At 68.0% G+C, this 17,675-nt stretch carries 13 protein-coding genes; 2 read left to right on the forward strand and 11 right to left on the reverse strand.

The features are described 5' to 3' along the window. Nucleotides 1–223: 223 nt before the first annotated feature. The 8 genes from ABT369_RS53705 to ABT369_RS53740 form a co-directional block, all read right to left on the reverse strand. The gene (locus ABT369_RS53705; protein WP_350625761.1) at nucleotides 224–2,380 is read right to left on the reverse strand and encodes a carbohydrate-binding protein; all 2,157 of its coding nucleotides are present in this window, start codon (nucleotides 2,378–2,380) and stop codon (nucleotides 224–226) included. A 400-nt stretch (nucleotides 2,381–2,780) separates the two neighbouring features. After that, nucleotides 2,781–3,977 carry a LacI family DNA-binding transcriptional regulator gene (locus ABT369_RS53710; RefSeq protein WP_350625763.1) on the reverse strand — a complete coding sequence of 399 codons (1,197 nt, stop codon included), beginning with the start codon at nucleotides 3,975–3,977 and terminating at the stop codon, nucleotides 2,781–2,783. Further along, nucleotides 3,901–5,415, reverse strand: coding sequence for an L-arabinose isomerase (gene araA / locus ABT369_RS53715; protein WP_350625765.1), 1,515 nt, complete (start codon nucleotides 5,413–5,415; stop codon nucleotides 3,901–3,903). The genes ABT369_RS53710 and araA overlap by 77 nt, the downstream gene beginning before the upstream one ends. Next, on the reverse strand, nucleotides 5,412–6,803 hold the full coding sequence (locus tag ABT369_RS53720) for a glycoside hydrolase family 5 protein (RefSeq protein ID WP_350625767.1): 1,392 nt from the start codon (nucleotides 6,801–6,803) through the stop codon (nucleotides 5,412–5,414). The genes araA and ABT369_RS53720 overlap by 4 nt, the downstream gene beginning before the upstream one ends. After that, on the reverse strand, nucleotides 6,800–8,311 hold the full coding sequence (gene arfA / locus ABT369_RS53725; protein ID WP_350625769.1) for an arabinosylfuranosidase ArfA: 1,512 nt from the start codon (nucleotides 8,309–8,311) through the stop codon (nucleotides 6,800–6,802). Before arfA ends, ABT369_RS53720 begins: the two co-directional genes overlap by 4 nt. A gap of 50 nt (nucleotides 8,312–8,361) precedes the next feature. Then, the gene (locus ABT369_RS53730) at nucleotides 8,362–9,246 is read right to left on the reverse strand and encodes a carbohydrate ABC transporter permease (RefSeq protein WP_350625771.1); all 885 of its coding nucleotides are present in this window, start codon (nucleotides 9,244–9,246) and stop codon (nucleotides 8,362–8,364) included. Beyond that, nucleotides 9,243–10,145 carry a carbohydrate ABC transporter permease gene (locus ABT369_RS53735; protein ID WP_350625773.1) on the reverse strand — a complete coding sequence of 301 codons (903 nt, stop codon included), beginning with the start codon at nucleotides 10,143–10,145 and terminating at the stop codon, nucleotides 9,243–9,245. Before ABT369_RS53735 ends, ABT369_RS53730 begins: the two co-directional genes overlap by 4 nt. 170 nt (nucleotides 10,146–10,315) lie before the next feature. Continuing rightward, nucleotides 10,316–11,662: an ABC transporter substrate-binding protein gene (locus ABT369_RS53740; protein WP_350625775.1), complete on the reverse strand. Its 1,347-nt coding sequence runs from the start codon at nucleotides 11,660–11,662 to the stop codon at nucleotides 10,316–10,318. A gap of 512 nt (nucleotides 11,663–12,174) precedes the next feature. Here ABT369_RS53740 and ABT369_RS53745 point away from each other — a divergent pair. Next, nucleotides 12,175–13,251, forward strand: coding sequence for a LacI family DNA-binding transcriptional regulator (locus ABT369_RS53745; protein ID WP_350625777.1), 1,077 nt, complete (start codon nucleotides 12,175–12,177; stop codon nucleotides 13,249–13,251). A 694-nt stretch (nucleotides 13,252–13,945) separates the two neighbouring features. On the opposite strand, the gene ABT369_RS53750 is transcribed toward ABT369_RS53745, so the two are convergent. Together ABT369_RS53750 and ABT369_RS53755 are read right to left on the reverse strand one after the other, a co-directional pair. Next, on the reverse strand, nucleotides 13,946–14,344 hold the full coding sequence (locus ABT369_RS53750; protein WP_350625779.1) for a hypothetical protein: 399 nt from the start codon (nucleotides 14,342–14,344) through the stop codon (nucleotides 13,946–13,948). Nucleotides 14,345–14,428: 84 nt separating this feature from the next. Beyond that, on the reverse strand, nucleotides 14,429–15,472 hold the full coding sequence (locus ABT369_RS53755; protein ID WP_350625781.1) for a glycoside hydrolase family 26 protein: 1,044 nt from the start codon (nucleotides 15,470–15,472) through the stop codon (nucleotides 14,429–14,431). Nucleotides 15,473–15,768: 296 nt separating this feature from the next. Here ABT369_RS53755 and bglS point away from each other — a divergent pair, with 296 nt between their 5' ends. Further along, the gene (gene bglS, locus ABT369_RS53760) at nucleotides 15,769–16,509 is read left to right on the forward strand and encodes a beta-glucanase (protein WP_350625783.1); all 741 of its coding nucleotides are present in this window, start codon (nucleotides 15,769–15,771) and stop codon (nucleotides 16,507–16,509) included. 7 nt (nucleotides 16,510–16,516) lie between these two features. On the opposite strand, the gene ABT369_RS53765 is transcribed toward bglS, so the two are convergent. After that, on the reverse strand, nucleotides 16,517–17,530 hold the full coding sequence (locus ABT369_RS53765) for a LacI family DNA-binding transcriptional regulator (RefSeq protein ID WP_350625785.1): 1,014 nt from the start codon (nucleotides 17,528–17,530) through the stop codon (nucleotides 16,517–16,519). Nucleotides 17,531–17,675: the final 145 nt, after the last annotated feature.

A 17,675-nucleotide genomic window follows, 5' to 3' on the forward strand; every position in this document is an offset into this window, starting at 1 on the left:
TTATATTATCTAGTAGTTTTTGGTGTGTGTCGTCTCCCCGGGGGCGCCGGCAACGTGGTATTGCCCCGCCGGGGGGGGGGGGGGGGGGCCCCGCCCCCCCCCCCCCCCCCCCCCCCGCCGGTCACTCAGTTCCCGATCCGCTCCCGGCGCAGTCCCTGGCGGGCGGGACCGGCTGGCGTCGTCGCAGGCGCTGACGGCCTACGGACACCTGGACGAGGAACGCCTACGAGACCAGCTTCCAGGGACCGTTCGCGCTCCCGGGCGCCTGCCCCCGGGTCCACCACTGTGCCTGGTAGACGTGGCCCTGGTACGTGACCTTGTCACCGGCGTTGTAGATCGTGGTGGCGGCCCAGCCGGGGGCGCCGGCGGGCGTGGTCACGACCTCGGCCCACGGCCCGTTCGGGTCCCCAGGAGCCTGGTTACGGGTCCACCACTGAGCCTGGTACAGCTTGCCCTGGTAGTAGGCCCTGTCGCCGGCATTGAAGATCCGCGACGCCGTCCACGCCGGGGATCCGTCCGCCGTCACGGCCAGTTCCTGCCACGCCCCCTGCGGGTCGCCCGGCGCCTGGTTCTGCGTCCACCAGCTGGCCTGGTAGACCTTCCCCTTGTAAATGACCAGATCACCGTTGTTGTAGACGGCCGTCGACTTCCACGCCGCGATCGTCTTGATGGTGACCGGCTGGGACGTTGCGCTGCCGTCGGGCCGACCGGCGGCGCTCGCCGTCACGGTGACCGTAACCGCCTTGCCGGACAGGTCCGGCGTCACCAGCAGCTTGGCGCCGGTGGCACCGGAGATCGCCGCGCCGTTTGCCGACCACTGGTAGCCGAACGCGGTGTTGTCGACGTCCCACGTGCCGGGGTCGGCGGTCAGGACCGCGTTGACCTCGGCGGTGCCGCTGATGGACGGCGCCGTCTGGGCGCCCGGCGCGGGCACGTCGCGGACCGTGACGGTGACGTTCCTGTTGCCCGCCAGGCTGTAGAACTTGGTGCCGTCGCTGGCCGTGAAGGTGACCGTGTAGGTCCCCGCCTGGCTGTAGCTCGGCGTCCACGAGAACTGCTGCGTCGCGGGATCGAAGCTCGCCCCCGCCGGCAGACCGCTGGCCGAGTAGGTCAGCGCGTCACCGTCAGGATCGGTCGCCGCGACACCGAACGACAGCGCCTGGCCCTCGTCGACCGACTGCGACTCGCCACCGGCGGCGAACACCGGGGCGCCGTTGACGAACGCCCCGCGCTGCCACGCGTAGTCCCGCGCGAAGTTCGCGAAGAGCTGCGGCCAGGCGTTGAAGTCGTGGCCACCCGCGATCTTGTCGAACTTGTAGTTGACGAAGCCGTTGAGCGCGTTGAGCTGCGCCTGGGTCACGCAGAGGTTGAGGTTGTCCCACGCCCCGCAGCCCATGTAGATGTACGCCTGCTTGATGTTCGCCGTGGTGGTCCGCGGCGGTGGGGTCCAGCTGAAGACGCCGTAGTAGCCGAAGCGCAGCGGGTTGTTGTTGATGATGTTGATCGTCATCGACGCACCCATCGACAGGCCGGCGAACGCCCTGTCCATCCGGTCCGTCGAGACGTTGTAGTGGCTCTGGACGAACGGGATGATGATGCCCTCGAGGTTGGTCGTGTACGGCGAAGAACCCATGTACGCGGAGTTCGTCGTCACGATGACCGCGGGCTCGGTCTGCCCGTCGGCGATCAGGTTGTCCATGATCACCGGCACGCTGCCGATGTTCAGCCAGTCGGACTGGTCCTGACCGCTTCCGTGCTGCAGGTAGATCGTCTTGTACGGCTGGGCACGGTTGGGGTCGTACCCGGGCGGCAGGTAGACGCCCAGCGTCCGCGTGGCCGTGCCGATCTGGATGGGCACGTAGCTCCAGGTGCCCTTCGCCGTGTCCGGCCGCGGGTTCGCGATCACCCGCTCCGCCAGCGGTGCGTAGTTCTGCTTCGCGGCGTCGTACGGCACGTTGACCCTGTTGAAGGCACGCCGGGACGTGCCCGTCAGGCCGTCCGGGGCGTAGATCGGCGCGTTCGCCGGGTCGGACACCCACAGGTTCGTGTTGTTGTTCACGTAGAACCAGTACTGGTTCGGGCCGGCGGCCAGCGGGACGTCGGTGACCCAGTAGCCGTTGCCGGCGTTGGTCATCTGCACGTCGTACGCACCCGCGCCGCGCATCAGGCCCGGGCGGTACTGCTGGGGTTGGTAGACGGTGGTATCGGTCTGGTCGGCCCAGTTGCGTAACAGGATGTCGGCGACGAAGCGCACACTTGTGGCCGTCGGGTTGTAGTACACGAAGTGGCCCGTGTAACCCGTCGGCGAGTTGGGATCCGCGATGACGTGCGGACCCGGGGTCAGGTCGACCGTGTCCTCAGCGTGCGCCGGGCTCGACATGCTCAGCACCATCGCCGAAACGAGCACGACAGCCGCAACTGACTTGAGTAGCCGGGCGCGACTGCTCGAGGCCCCTCGGGGGTGTCTCCGCAATTGCAGAACGCGTAACAACGTTCCTCCTTGAACGGGCGGTGAGCGCCCAGCGGCGCTCCTGGGGCCAAGTTACAGTCGCTTTACGACGTTGTAAAGAAGTTCTCTACAACGTAGTAGTACCAGCCTGCGCAGGGCGAAGAGCCGGTGCGGTAGACGTCCGGGATCAGCGCGCTGAGGTGCAACCCGAGCAGCCGGGACCTCGTCCTACCGCACGCGCGGGCCGCGGCCTGACACCGCGGCGGCCCGCCGTTCACTGACCGGCCGGCCCCCGGCAGGGCGGGCCGCGCGTGGCGCACGGGAGCAGACGTCAGCGGCTCGGCGCGGTGCTGTGCCGCACGACCAGGGTCGGCGCGATCCGCAGGTCCGGCGCCGGCTGGTCCTCGCCCTCGGGATCTCCGTCGATGATCCCGAGCAGCGCGGCGATGCACCGTCGGCCGACCTCGTCGAAGTCCTGCCGCACCGTGGTCAGCGGCGGGAACATGAACGCCGCCTCCGGAATGTCGTCGAAGCCGACGATACTCACGTCGTCGGGCACCCTGACACCCCGCTCGTGGAACGCCCGCAGCATCCCCAGCGCCATCTGGTCGTTGCCGGCGAACACGGCGCTGACGCCACGCTGCGCCGCCAGTTCCAGCCCGGCCGCATACCCGGATTGGGCACTCCAGTCGCCCGTCATGAGCCTCGGCGCGCTCAGTCCGGCGTCCTCAAGAGTCCCCCGCCAACCTTCGATGCGCCGCTGTGCCTCGATCCAGTTCCGTGGTCCGGACAGGTGCCACACCTGGCGATGGCCGAGCCGGAGCAGGTGCTCGACCGCCAACCGCGCACCAGCGACCTGGTCGACCGCGATGGCCGGGATCTCGCCGCCCGTGTCGGCCTCCGCCGCCACGGCGGCCATCCCCGACGGCAAGCTGCGCAGCGCGGCGGCGGCCGCGGCCTGGGGCGCGATGATCACCACCCCGTCGACCGACTGCTCGGCGAGCGCATGGATCGCGGCCATCACGCGCTCGCTGTCGATCCGTTCGACGGAGGCCACGCTGATGCCATATCCGGCGGCCCGAGCGGCGCGTTCGATGCCCAGCAAGGTCGAGGCCGGGCCGTGCAGGATCGTGTTGAACGAGACCACGCCGACCACCCGCGAGCGCCGCCCGGCCAGCCCGCGGGCCATCGCGTTCGGCCGGTAACCGAGCTGGCGCACCGCCTCCAGCACCCGCTGCCGAGTAGCCACCCTGACGTTCGGATGCTTGTTCAGCACCCGCGACACCGTCATGTGCGACACGCCGGCCAGTCGCGCCACGTCAGCCATGACCGCCTGCCGCCCCTGCGTCATCACCCGTACCAACCTCCCGCCCGAAGAAACAAGCAGGTCCGCTGGATGGCGGCCTACCATCGCGGCCGCTGACCTCGCCGCGGCGCTGCCGAGGACGTGTCTAGAAGCCTTGGGCCAACCGGTAGTACGCGTTGTTCCAGCGCACCTGGTGCTCGAAGCCGCGAACGGTGGTCTCACCGTCGATCAGCAGGAGCTCCGTCTCCACGATCCGCGCGAAGTCCTCGAACATCTCGGCGGTCGCGGCGGTGGTGAGCACCGTGTGATGGGCGGCACCCGCCGTCAGCCAGGCGGTGGCGCTGGTCTGGAAGCTCGGCCGCGGCTTCCACACCGCGCGGGCAACCGGGAGCTTGGGCAGCGGTGCGGGCAGCGACACGACATCGACGACGTTGGCCGTGAGCCGGAACCGGTCCCGCATGTCGCTGAGCGCGACGACGAGCCCCTCGCCCGGGTCGGTGTCGAAGACGAGCCGCACGGGGTCCTCGCGGCCGCCGATGCCGAGCGGGTGTACATCGAGTCGCGGCCTCCCGGTGGTCAGGCTCGGGCAGATCTCGAGCATGTGCGCGCCCAGGATCATCTCGTCGCCCGGCGTCAGGTCGTAGGTGTAGTCCTCCATCAGGGACGCGCCACCCAGCAGCCCCGCGCCCATCACCTTCGCCGCACGCACGAGGATGGCCGTCTTCCAGTCGCCCTCCGCGCCGAAGCCGTAGCCGTCGGCCATGAGCCGCTGGACCGCAAGACCGGGGAGCTGACGCAGCCCGCCGAGGTCCTCGAACGTGGTGGTGAAGGCCGCGAAGCCGCCCGCTTCGAGGAACGAGCGCAGCGCGAGCTCGATGCGCGCGCCGTAGCGCAGGGATTCGGCGCGGTCGGCGCCGGGCTTCAGCTCCTCGGCGACGTCGTACGCCGCGAGGTACTCGTCGATGAGCGCGTCGACCTCGGCGTCGGCCGCCGCCTCGACCCTGGCGACCAGGTCGTTGACGCCCCAGGTGTTGACTGAGACGCCGAAGCGGTGCTCCGCCTCCGTCTTGTCCCCTTCGGTGACGGCGACGTACCGCATGTTGTCGCCGAAGCGGGCGAGCTTCAGGTGACGCACCGCATCCGCTCCGCACGCCGCGCGCACCCAGGACTCGACCTGGCATTGGACCACGGGGTTGGAGGCGTGGCCGGCGACCGTCTTGCGCGGGACGCCGAGGCGGGTCTGGATGTACCCGAACTCGCGGTCACCGTGCGCGGCCTGGTTCAGGTTCATGAAGTCGAAGTCGATCTCGGCCCACGGCAGCTCGACGTTCGCCTGCGTGTGGAGGTGCAGGAGCGGTTTCCGGAGGGCGTCGAGGCCCTGGATCCACATCTTGGCCGGGCTGAAGGTGTGCATCCACACGACAAGGCCCACCACCTCGTCGGCGGCGTTGGCGTCGAGCGCGGCGCGGCGGATGGCGTCGGTCGACGTGAGCACCGGCATCCACTCGACCCGCACCGGGAGCGCGTCGTCGAGGAGCGCGGCCACCTGCCGCGACTGCTCGGCGACCTGGCGGAGGGTCTCGTCGCCGTAGAGACCCTGACTGCCGGTGAGGAAGCGGACGACCTTCGTGGCGAGGTCGGGGACGATGCTCGTGGTCATGTGGACTCCGTCCGATGGTCTGCCAGGATGTCGACGAGCGGCGTGCGAACCCGGCAGTTCGTGAACGCGAACGTGTCCGCGAGCCGCTCCGCCTCCTCGGGACCCACTCCGGCGAAGCACCCGGCGTAGTCGTCCACCATCGCCTCGGCGAGCATCACGTGGCGCACATGGCCGGCGATCCACCGCTGAGCCCCCCACGGGTACGGCGCGAAGGCCGGGAACTCGCGCGCGACGAGGTCCTCGACCGGTTGCATGATGTGCCGGATGTGTTCGTCGGTCGAGCCCCACGAGTCGACGCCGAGGCGGGCCTTCTTCGCCACGACCGGCGCGATCCTGCCCAGGTACGCGGAGTCGGGGCGCGCGTGCACCAGGCCCTGCAGTCCGATGTCCTTGTACGTCCACAGCGCCCAGCTGGCGTCGTGGCGGGCGAAGATCTCGAGCTGATCCTGCAGCAGGCGGTAGCGCTGCTCATCGCGCCCCGGGTCGCCGGTGTACACCGGACCGAACTCCCCGACCCAGATCGGCGTGCCCGTTTCCCGCATGTAGGCCGTCCGCGCGAGGAACGTTTCCTCGACCTGGTCGCGGTCCACGTACTCCCCGCGCGAGACGCCCGGGTATGGGCCGCCGTCGACGAATCCGGGGAGGGCGTAGTCGTGAGCCGTGTAGACGGTGTTGGGCAGAGGGTCGCCGAGCTGATCGAACTGGGTCGAGTACCGGTTGCCGTCCAGGAACAGGATGTGCTCGGGATCCACCGCCCGGATCGCCGCCTCGAGCCTGCGGTAGAACGGCCCGATCGTGCTGCCTTCGGCGTCGGCCGGCTCGTTGACCGGGTTGTATCCCGCCACCCACGGGTTTGCGCGGTAATGCTCGGCGAGGTGCTCCCAGAGGTGGACGACTCGGTCCTGGAAGTGCCGGTGCGCCCAGAACGATGCCCATTGCGTCGGGTTGTCACTGTGCCAGTGCTGGTTCTGAGCGCCGGGTACGGCATGCAGGTCGAGGATCGTATAGATCCCGTGCCGGGCGCACGTGTCGACCACCCGGTCGAGCAGGCGGAAGCCCTGCGGCTTGATGGTGAAGGGCTCGCCGTCGTCCTCGAAGTGGCGGTAGTTGAACGGGATGCGCAGCGAGTTGAGGCCGAGCGACGCGAGGTACGCGGCATCGTCGTCGGTGAAGAACACATCGAGGAAGCGGTCGAAGAATCGGTCGTACACCTCCCGCCCCATGGTCCGCAGCAGCGCCCGACGCATCTGGGACTCCGCTCCCGGGTACCCGGTGATGAAGTTCTCCATGTTCATCCACCCGCCCAGGCCGAACCCGCGGAGCAGGACCGGGCCGTCCCCGGCGGTGATCGCGGAGCCTTCGACGCGGAGGATGGCGCCGCCGGTCATCGCAGCGTCACCGCGGTCCAGGAGACCGGTGGCAGCGTGATCCGCAGCGTGTCGTCGCCGATGGAGTGCGAGGTGTTCGGCGTCAGGCCGACGCGCTGCGGATCATCGAGCGTGTTCTTCGCGTGGATGTCGTCGTCGTGGAGCGTCCGCGCGTCGACGACCGCCACCTGGCCGAGGTTGCTGACGTCGACCGACAGCTCCACCGCCTCGGTGAGGCTGCGGTTGACCATGAAGACCGCGGTGTCGCCCGTGCTCGCGTCGTGCGTCGCGACGGCGTCCACCACGCTGACCTCACCGTGCAGGGCGGTGTCGTAGGTCGGGCTGTCCAGCTTGAGCTCGAGGGTCACACCACGGGCGAGCTGTGCGGTCAGGGCGAACGGAAAGAACGTCGTCTGCCGCCAGGCCGGTCCCCCGGGCTCGGTCATGATCGGCGCGATCACGTTCACCAACTGGGCGAGGCTCGCGGACGTGACCCGGTCCGCGTGCCGCAGCAGGGAGATGAGCAGGCTGCCGACGACCACCGCGTCGGCGACCGAGTAAGCGTCCTCGAGCAGGCGCGGGGCGACCGGCCAGTCGTCGATCCTGGTGATGCGGTCGACCTCGGCGTAGCGCGAGTGGTACCAGACGTTCCATTCGTCGAACGAGACGTTGATCGTCTTGCTGCTGCCGCGCACCGCCTTGACGTGGTCGGCGGTGGCGACGACCGAGTCGATGAACCGATCCATGTTCACCGCGGACGCCAGAAAGCTCGCGTAGTCCCCGTCGTGGGGCTCGTAGTAGGCGTGGCACGAGATGTAGTCCACATCGTCGTACGCCGCCTCCAACACGATGCGCTCCCAGGTCGCGAAGAGCGGCATCTGCGCGTTCGAGCTGCCGCAGACCACGAGCTCCAGCGTCGGGTCGAGCTGCCGCATCGCGCGCGCGGTCTTGACCGCCAGCTGCCCGTACTCCTCCGGAGTGCCGTGCCCGAGCTGCCAGGGACCGTCCATCTCGTTGCCCAGGCACCATATGCGGATGCCGTACGGCTCGATCGCGCCGTTCGCGATGCGCTGCTCGGAGAGCGTGGTGCCCGAGCGGATGTTCGCGTACTCGAGCACGTCGAGCGCTTCCTGCACACCGCGCGTGCCGAGATTCACCGCATACATGAGCTCGCTGCCGACCTTCTTGAGCCAGCTCGCGAACTCGTCGAGACCGATCTCGTTCGTCTCCGTGGAGTGCCAGGCGAGATCGAGACGCTGGGGCCGGTGCTCGCGCGGGCCGACGCCGTCCTCCCAGCGGTACCCCGACAGGAAATTGCCTCCGGGGTACCGGACCGTGGTCACACCGAGCTCCTTGACCAGCTCGATCACGTCGCGCCGGTACCCTTCTTTGTCGGCGTCGGGGTGCGACGGCTCGTAGATGCCGTCATATACGCATCGCCCGAGGTGCTCGACGAAGGAGCCGAAGAGCCTGCGGTTGATCGGCCCGACGACGAAATGCGGGTCGATGGTGAGATGCGCGGAGATCAAGGTGTCCTCATTTTCCTTAGCGGCTGGTCGATGTCGGGCAGGCGAGCGGGCTATTTCAGTGCGCCAACGGTCAGCCCTCCACGCCAGTAGCGCTGAAGGGAGAGGAACGCGATGATCAGCGGGATGATCGAGACCAGCGAGCCGAGGATGATGATGCTCCACAGGTTCGTTCCGGCGGCGCCGTAGGTGGATGCGGTGGACTGCCAGAGCCCGATCCCGACCGTCACCGGGAAGAGCCGGTTGTCCACGAGCATCGCGAGCGGCAGGAAGTAGTTGTTCCACGACGACACGACCGACAGCAGCAGCACCGTGACGATCACCGGCCGCATGAGCGGCAGCGCGACCTTGACGAACGTCCTGAACTCTCCGGCACCGTCCACGCGTGCGGCATCCAGCAGCTCGTCGGGCACCGCGTCACGGGCGTACAGATTCACGAGGAACACGCCGAACGGGTTGAGCAGGGTCGGCAGGATCACCGACCAGATCGTGTCGGTCAGTCCCACCTGGGAGAACAGGATGAAGGTCGGGATGACGAGCGCGGTCGCCGGGACCATGACCGCGCCGAGCAGGATCGAGAACCCGACGCGGCGGCCCACGAAGCTGTACTTCGCGAAACCGTATCCGGCGAGCACCGCCAGCACCGTCGCCCCGATGCCCCCGGCGAACGCGTAGAGGGCCGAGTTCGCCAGCCAGCGCGCGTAGAGGCCGCCGTTGTAGGTGAAGAGCTGCTTCAGGTTCTCGATGTAGTTGATGTCGGAGGCGAACCAGAGGGCGTTGGTGCCGCCGAACAGCCCGGCCGAGTCCTTCGAGCTGTTCACGATGACCCACCAGAACGGGATCAGGAAGTAGATCACCAGCAGCGCGAGCACGATATGCAGCGGGATGTGCCGCGGTGTCCGACGAGCTCGTCTGCGCTCGATGTCGGTGGCGCTCATGACAGGAAGTTCCCTCGCTTGCGGGTGGCGAACATGAAGATGTACACGCAGATGAATACGACGGCGCCCAGCGCGAACGAGATCGTCGAGCTGTAGTTGCTGTTCGCCAGCGTGAACGCCTGCTGATACGCGTACATGTTCGGCGTGAAGTCGTCCGGGATGGCGCCGGCGGCGAGCTGCTGCAGGATCTTGGGTTCGTTGAAGAACTGCAGCGTTCCGATGAGCGCGAACACGAGGATGAGGACGAGCGCTGGCGCGAGCAGTCGGATCTTGATCCGGTAGATGATCTGCCACTGCGATGCGCCGTCGATGCGGGCCGCCTCGTAGAGACTCGGATCGATACCCTGCAGCGCGGCGTACAGGATGATCATGTAGTACCCGGCCCATTGCCAGGTCACGACGTTCAGCAGGCCGGAGAAGATCAGGTTGCTGCTGAGGAAGTCCGGTCCGGCTGCGCCGAAGGCGCCGAAGATGTCCGCGATGGGACCGAAGTTCTTGCTGTACAGGAAGCCCCACATCAGGGCGCCGATGACGGTGGGGATCGCGTACGGCAGGAAGATCATGAGACGCGAGAACCGGGCGAACTTGCTCGTCACCGTGTCGAGGATCAGCGCGATGGCCAATGAGATGGCCATCTGGACCGGGATGAGCACCAGCGAGAACCGCACGACGAACCACACGCCGCTGATGAAGGACGGGTCGCCGAAAACCTTGAGGTAGTTGCCGAGGAAGACGAACTTGGTCCCGAGGATCAGGCTCTTCTGGAACAGGCTCAGATAGAGCGCGTAGCCGATCGGGAGCACGAGGAGGGCGAGGAAGATGATGCCGAAGGGGCCGACGAAGAGCCACCCGGCCACGTTCTGCCGCAAGTTCGTGCGGCGGCGCTTCCGCGTTCGCACGGCGTCGGTGGTCGGGGCGGTCGTGATGTCGTCTGAGAGGGGCGTGGTTCGGCGGCCCCCTCTCGTTGGCGCGGGGCCGTTGGTCGAGGTGGTCATCATGTCTCCGGGTCTGGGACGGAACGACGGAGGGCCGGCCCATGGGTTCTCACGGACCGGCCCGCCGGATCAGGTCACTTGACAGTGAACGATTGTTCTTTCGCGTACCCCACGACATCCTGTTGCAGCGCGTCCGCGGCCGCGGACCCGGTCTTGGACCCGTTGTTGATCGCGGCGATCTGCTTCGTGAAAGCCGAGTAGAAGTACTGTCCGATCGGCGTGTACGTCATGCCCTGGTAGGCATTGGCGGCCGGGACGTACACCTCCTTGTTGGCCTGCTGGCCACCGAAGAACCCGATCTTGGCGTCGACGAACTCCTGGTTCTTCAGCACGCTGACGTTGAGCGGGAAGATGATCTGCTTCTCCCAGCCGTCCCGCAGCGACGCGTCGTCGGCGTAGACCCCGAACGCGACCTTGGCCGCGAGCGCCTTGTCCTTCGCCTGGGTGGTCACCGAGAAGGCGGAGCCGCCCCAGTTCACCGAGACGGGGTTGGCCGGGTCCCACTGCGGCAGCGGGGCCGTCGCCCACACCTCCGCGTCGGCACCCTTGCCCACGCCCGCACCCTGCAGGTAGCCCGGCGCCCAGGCGGCGGAGAGGTAGGTGGCGTACTTGCCGCCGATCACGCCCGAGATGTAATCGGGAGTGAACTGGTCCTGCGTGCCGACCAGGCCCTTCTTGACCAGCCCGGCCCAGTAGTCGAGCACCTTCTTACTAGCGTCGTCGTTCAGCTTGATGCCGATCTCGCCCTTGTTGGCGGGGTCGTACGTGAAGGGCTTCGCGCCGTTCTGGTACAGCAGCGCCGTGACGTAGGCCGGCTGGTTCGCCGGGAAGTCACCGAAGAGCGGGCCGCCGGCGTCCTTCACCTTCTGCGCCGCGGCCTCGTACTCGGCCCAGGTGGTCGGCGGCTTGATGCCGTATTTGTCGAAGATGTCCTTGCGGTAGATCATGCCCATCGGCCCACCGTCGATCGGCGCGCCATAGACGCCGCCGCCGACCGAGACGTCCTTCCAGGCGCCCGCGCTGAAGTTCGCCTTCACGTCGTTGTACCCGAGGCTGCTGAGGTCCACGAGGGCCTTCTGCACCTGGTAGGTCGGAATGCGGTCCGCCTCGAGCATGACCACGTCGGGGGCACCCTTGCCGGCCGTGACCGCCGTCTGGAACTTGTCGTACTCGTCGCCACCGGCACCGGCGTTCGTCCAGCAGACCTGGACGTCGTCGTGCTGCTTGTTGAAGTTGTCGACCACCAGCTGCGTGTTCGGGTACCAGGCCCAGAGCGTGACAACAGGCAGGTTGGCCTTCGGGATGCTGTTGGTGCAGTTCGTCGCTTGCTTACTACCGCCGTCATCTCCGCCCGAGCATGCGGCAAGTGCGCCTGTCAGCAAGAGGGCCAGCGACGCAGCGAGGCCTTGCTTCGCCTTCACTGTCATTCCTTTCAGATGCGGGGTGTCATCTCAGATGCGGGGTGTCATCAGCGCAGGCGTATCCGGGGACGGGGCGACCGCGACCTGGGAATTCGCTGACCCGCTCCGCGTCCTGGACGCTTTCTCACGTTGTATTTCTAACGTTGTAGGACCGACTATCGCGGAGAGCATCAGCGCTGTCAAGACTGCGAGTTGACCATCAGATGTCCGGCCGTGCCGGGTCATCAGCCGGGTCGTCGAGGACGTCAGTCGGCGCGCCGCAGGTTCCGGACCGTCCCCGACCCCCGCACCGCGTACCATTCGTTCCCACGGCGTCACCACCGAGCCTCAGCGGCGTGCAGCGTGGCCTTGCACATGAGGCAACGGCTGTCAGCCCCCGGAGGCATCGACGTGGGGGAAGCGCGACTCGCTTCTCGGTCACCGGACCGCCGGGCCACACCACTACACTCATTACAAGACCATTTTTTTCTGCGGACGCCGCGCGATGAGGGGAGATGGCGATCGCCGCCACCATGCATGACGTTGCGCGCGTGGCCGGAGTATCGGTCAAGACGGTTTCAAACGTCATCAACGACTATCCCTACGTGCGCCCCGCCACGCGCGACCGGGTGCGCTTGGCGATCGCCGAGCTGGACTACCGCCCCAATCTCACGGCGCGCGGGCTGCGCTCGGGCAAGACCGGGGTCATCGGGCTCGCGATCCCGGAGCTGCGCCAGAACTACTTCGCCGAGCTCGCCGACGCCGTCATCCGCGCGGCCGAGCGGCAGAACATCGCGGTGCTCGTGGACCAGACGGGCTCCACTCGCGAAGGCGAGATCGCGGTGCTGTCCGGACATCGATGGCGGTTGACCGATGGGCTCCTGTTCAGCCCGGAGCAGCTCGGTCAGGAGGACATGGCGCTGCTGCAGGTGCCGTTCCCGCTGGTGCTGCTCGGCGAGCGCATCTTCGGCGGCCCGACCGACCACGTCACGATGAACAACGTCGGCGCGGCCCGCGCGGCCACCGAGCACCTGCTCCAGATCGGCCGCCGGCACATCGCGGTGATCGGCGCACACCCGACGCATCAGGACGACATCCGGTCCGCGAACCTTCGCGTGCGCGGATACCGGGAGGCGCTGGCTGCGGCCGGCATCCCTTACGACCCGGCGCTCGTGCGGGTCGCCGCGCCGTGGCATCGCGAGAACGGCGCCGCCGCGATGCGCGATCTGCTCGCCGACGGCGTCGAGTTCGACGCCGTGTTCACGTTCAACGACACGCTCGGGCTCGGCGCGCTCCGCACGCTGGGACAGGCCGGAATTCGCGTCCCGGAACAGGTCGCGGTGATCGGGCTCGACAACATCGACGAGGCGCGCTTCTCGGTCCCGTCGATGTCAAGCGTCGATCCCGGCCGGGACCAGATCGCCGAGGTCGCCGTCGACCTGCTGATCCAGCGGATCAACGAGAAGGGCGACCCGTCGCCGCCTCGGCAGGTCCTGGCCGACTTCAGGGTCGCGGCACGCGAGTCCACCGGATTCCTGGACCCGGAGCCGGCGCTTACCTCGGCCGTGAGTCCATCGGTGTTGGCGGAGGACGCTACCAGCGGGACGTAGCGCGTGGTGTCTCCGGATGGTCCGCTGCCGAGGCCACCGTCGCCGCTCCCTTCGCGCCGGCCCGCCGGACAGCGAGATCGTGCTGTCCCCCACGCGCAGACGGGTGATCGCGGAGCCGACCTCCTGGACCACGCCCGGACGTCCCGTGTGCCGTGCCACGCAACCGCTTTCACCGCGTTCCCTCCCAGGCGGCGCGGCGTCGTCACCGCTTACCCTGTCGGGCTCGTGAAGTGGGTTTGGGGCTGTGACGTGCAGCTCTTTGTACGACGCCTGCCGCGTCAGGAGCGCTAACGATGGGTCATGACCGCTTCGCTGGTGTACCTGCTCCTGCGCCAGATCCTGCAGATGCTCGCCCAGCTGGCCCGCGACGGCGGTGCGAAAGACGTCGAACTGCTCGTATTACGCCACCAGGTCGGGTCCTACGGCGGCAGGTCCACCGCCCCAACCTGCAGCCCGCCGACCGCGTGGTGCTGGCCGCGCTGTCGCAGCTGCTGCCCCGCCAACGGTGGTCGGCGTTCTTCGTCACTCCCGCCACCCTGCTGCGTTGGCATCGACAACTGATCGCCCGACACTGGACCTATCCACACGCCCGGCCCGGACGGCCACCCATCAACCGGGAACTCCGCGACCTGATCCTGCGCCTGGCCGCGGTGTCCTTGGCGGCCCCCGGGATCGTGTTCGTCCCTCCCGGGTGTCAGCACGTCAGGACGAGCGTCTCCAACTCGGCGAGTGCCGGCTGCTGGCTCGGGCTGAATTGCGACATCCGCTTCAGTTCGCCGAGCCGTCCGGCCCACAGCACCTTGGCATCCGCGGTGAGGTGCTTGATACGGCTCAACGGGAACCATTCTGTCTTCGGACGCTCTTTGGTGAGGATCTCGTCCAGAGAATTTAGAACCGCGATGTTGGCCTTGTCGACCGGTCCGTCCTCGAGAGCCGCTCCGAGTAGCATCAACAGTTCCGTCACGTCCGGCAACTGCTCCGACGCGTCCGACAGCGTCACCTGGACCCGTGCCTCCGCATCGGGGGCGTCGAGGAACTGGTACGCGAGGTCTACCTGCTCGATCCGGGCCAGCAGGACGACCGCTTCATACACCCACGTGTCGCCCCTGACACCCTGCGGCGCCCGCGCGCTGCCGGCTGGTGGTGTCCAGTCAAGGAAGCGCCCACCGCCAGCCGCTCACCTTCGGTAGTGCGTGGCGATGCGGGCCAGTTCGTCTCCCCGCCCGTTCATGTACCGCTGCCGGACCCAGAACCTGAAGGCGGCGAGCGCGGCCGGCGACGAGCTCGGCGACCACGCCTCCTCCTTGGTCAGGTCGAAGTAGGTGAGCAGCTTGAGGTCGGGGTACGCGCCCGAGCGCAGCGTCGTGTTCATGTCCCTGAGCCACTGCGCCTTGTCGCCGCCGTCCTCGGTCGACGCGAACTCGCCGATCATCACCGGCCGGTGCGGCGCGACGGCGCGGGCCTTGGCGTATGCAGCGGAAAAGGTCTGGTCGAAGGTGGTCCAGTGGTCACCGGCCGGGTCCCACGAGGGGCCGAATCCCCAGTTGTAGCCGTCGATGCCGACCCAGTCGACATACGCGTCGCCGGGGTAGGCGGCCGCCGGGTCGTTGTAGGGCGCATCCGGTGACGAGCCGTTGTTGAAGGCCCACACCCACTGCACGTTGCGCGCGCCGGCGGCCGCGACGAGGTCGTGCACGTGCCGGTACGCCCGCACGTACAGCGTCGGGTCGGCGTTGTTGTTCGCGATGCCCCACGGGTACCAGTTGCCGTTGAACTCGTGGCCCCAGCGGACCAGGATCGGCAGGCGCACGGCGGCGAACTCCCTGGCGCGGGCCGTGATGTAGGCGTCCCACGAGCCGTCGATGATGTCCTGCAGGTGGATCTGTGCGGGGTCGTTCGGGCCGAGGGCGGTGTCCCAGGGTTCCCAGGTGTAGTGCGGCATGATGCCGTGGCGCCAGAGCGTCTTGGCTTCCGCCACCGGGAAGGGGCTGCCGCTCGCCCAGCTGTCGAACCACATCACGCTGGCGGGGGTGACGCCGTAGAGGCTTCTGACGTTGGCGGCGATCGTGGTGGGGTCCTCCTCCCGAAACATGCCTAGGTAGCGGGTCGGGGGTATGTCCCGGCCGGCTCCGGCGGCGGCCGCGCTGGCGCTCGCTCCGGCGCCGGTCAGCACCAGCGCGACGGCGGCAGCCACCGCGCACAGCCGTGTTCGCATCCGCATGTTGCCTCCTCATCGACGTTGAGAGCGCTCTCTCGCACGGTACGGCATCGACAGTAGCGATTGGTAGCGCTTCCACTCAGAAGCTAGTAGGTGCCGCACTTGGCGTAAAGAGGCGGACCTCGATCCTTGACAACTGTGGTGGTGCGTCACACGCTGTCATCGACGCCGCCGGTTCAGTTCGACTGGAAGCGCTTCCGGTTTGCGTGCGGGATCCCGCCAAATCCCCGTCCGCCGTGCGTGAGCAGCGGCTCCGCATGGCTTGTATAGAGTGGAGACGCCACATGTTGAGGACTCGATTGACCGCGTTGGTCCTCGCCACGCTCGGCATCACCGCGATGCTGAGCGTGCACAACGCGGAGGCCGCCATCGGACCCAGCTTCGTCGACAACTTCGACACATTCGACACCGCCCGCTGGCACAAGGCCGACGGCTACAGCAACGGCGGCATGTTCAACGCCGGCTGGCGCGCGGACCACATCTGGTTCAGCGGCGGTGTCATGGGCATCAACCTGGACACCGCGTCCTGCCCGGGCGGTTGCTCCGGTAAGCCCTATGCCTCCGGCGAGTACCGCAGCAACGACCTGTTCTCGTACGGGCGCTTCGAGGTGCGCCTGAAGGCCGCCAAGAACCCCGGCACCGTGACGTCGTTCTTCACCTACACCGGGCCCAGCGACGGGCAGCCCTGGGACGAGATCGACGTGGAGATCCTCGGCAAGAACACCAGGCAGCTGCAGACCAATTACTTCACCGGCGGCACCGGCGGGCACGAGACCGTCATCAACCTCGGGTTCGACGCCTCGGCCGGCTACCACAACTACGCCTTCGAGTGGTGGAACGGGGGCACCATCAACTGGTTCGTCGACGGGGCGCTCGTGCACCAGGAGACCGGCTCACGCGGTCCGCTGCCCACCCACCCGCAGCGCATCATGATGAACCTTTGGCCCGGCACCGGCGTGGACAACTGGCTGCAGCCGTTCACCTACCCGGGTCGGACGCTAACCGCCACCTACGACTGGGCGAGGTACACCAAGTACTGAACCGGGGTCAGGCCGTCTCCCGCACGACGATCCTCGTCGGCAGGATGAGCGACGCCGGTTGGGCGCCGTCGAGCAGCTCGACCAGCATGCGGGCGGCCTCGCGGCCCAGCGACTGCACCGGCTGGTGCATGGTGGTGAGCTTCGGGTCAGTGTGCAGCGCGATGGGCATGTCATCGAAGCCCACCACGGCCACGTCGCCGGGAACCGCACGGCCGGCGTCGCGCAGCACCCGCATGGCCCCGGCCGCCATGTTGTCGTTGGCGGCGACCACGGCGTCGAGGTCCGGCCGCGCGCTCAGCAACGCGCGCATGGCCTCGGCGCCGCTGGCCTCCATGAAGTCGCCGGCAGCGGTGGCGTACGGCTCGAGGCCGGCCAGGAGCAGCGCCTCCGCATAGCCGCGCAGGCGTTCCCGGCCCACGGCCGTGTCCCCGGGCCCGGTGATCATCGCGATGCGCCGGCGGCCGCTGCGCAGCAGATGCTCGGTCGCCGTCCGCGAACCGCCGACGTTGTCGACGTCGACGTAGTACGGCGGCGTCCCGCGCACCGGCAAGCCAATAAACACCGTCGGCAGCCCGGACTGTGCGGCGATATCCACCAGGGGGTCAGTGCCGCGCGTCGCGACCAGCATCACGCCGTCAGCCCCGCGGGTCTGCAGGAAGGTCCGCAACCGCCGCTGGCCGTGATCGTTCGTGACCAGGCTGAGCATGAGGTGCAGGTCGGTCTTCTCCAGCGCGGCCGATGCGCCGACGATGACCTGCGCGAAGAATGGGTCCCCGAAAACCTCAGGCCCATCGCCGGACACCGCCAGCACGACCACACCGGTCTGCCGGGTGGCCAGCGCCCGCGCGCTGCGGTTGGGGGTGAACCCGAGCTCCCGGATCGCCTTCTCGACCGCGTCCCGCTTGGCCCGGCTCACGTTGGGCCCGTTGTTGATTACCCTGGAGGCGACAGTGCGGGACACACGGGCGCGCTCGGCAACCTCATCGAGGGTCGGCGGTCGAGACGGGACCGGTGACGGCATGCGTGGTCCCTCCGCTCACGGTCCAGCCATGGTAGGTAGCCCCACGCAGACCTGTAAAGCCGGGCTCGGCGGTACCCCGTTACCTTTTTGATCGTCCCCAGTTGGGGACTGCCCGGTCGCTCGGTTCGGTATGACTTAGCCCTGA

Source organism: Dactylosporangium sp. NPDC000244 (assembly GCF_040300725.1).
GTDB lineage: Bacteria > Actinomycetota > Actinomycetes > Mycobacteriales > Micromonosporaceae > Dactylosporangium.

What these genes read in the sequence shown, in the direction of transcription:
- ABT369_RS53755 (WP_350625781.1), bottom strand. Translation starts at nt 15,472, where the DNA reads ATGCGGATGCGAACACGGCTGTGCGCGGTGGCTGCCGCCGTCGCGCTG.
- ABT369_RS53745 (WP_350625777.1), top strand. Translation starts at nt 12,175, where the DNA reads ATGCATGACGTTGCGCGCGTGGCCGGAGTATCGGTCAAGACGGTTTCA.
- ABT369_RS53765 (WP_350625785.1), bottom strand. Translation starts at nt 17,530, where the DNA reads ATGCCGTCACCGGTCCCGTCTCGACCGCCGACCCTCGATGAGGTTGCC.
- ABT369_RS53730 (WP_350625771.1), bottom strand. Translation starts at nt 9,246, where the DNA reads ATGAGCGCCACCGACATCGAGCGCAGACGAGCTCGTCGGACACCGCGG.
- ABT369_RS53720 (WP_350625767.1), bottom strand. Translation starts at nt 6,803, where the DNA reads ATGACCGGCGGCGCCATCCTCCGCGTCGAAGGCTCCGCGATCACCGCC.
- ABT369_RS53705 (WP_350625761.1), bottom strand. Translation starts at nt 2,380, where the DNA reads ATGTCGAGCCCGGCGCACGCTGAGGACACGGTCGACCTGACCCCGGGT.
- araA (WP_350625765.1), bottom strand. Translation starts at nt 5,415, where the DNA reads ATGACCACGAGCATCGTCCCCGACCTCGCCACGAAGGTCGTCCGCTTC.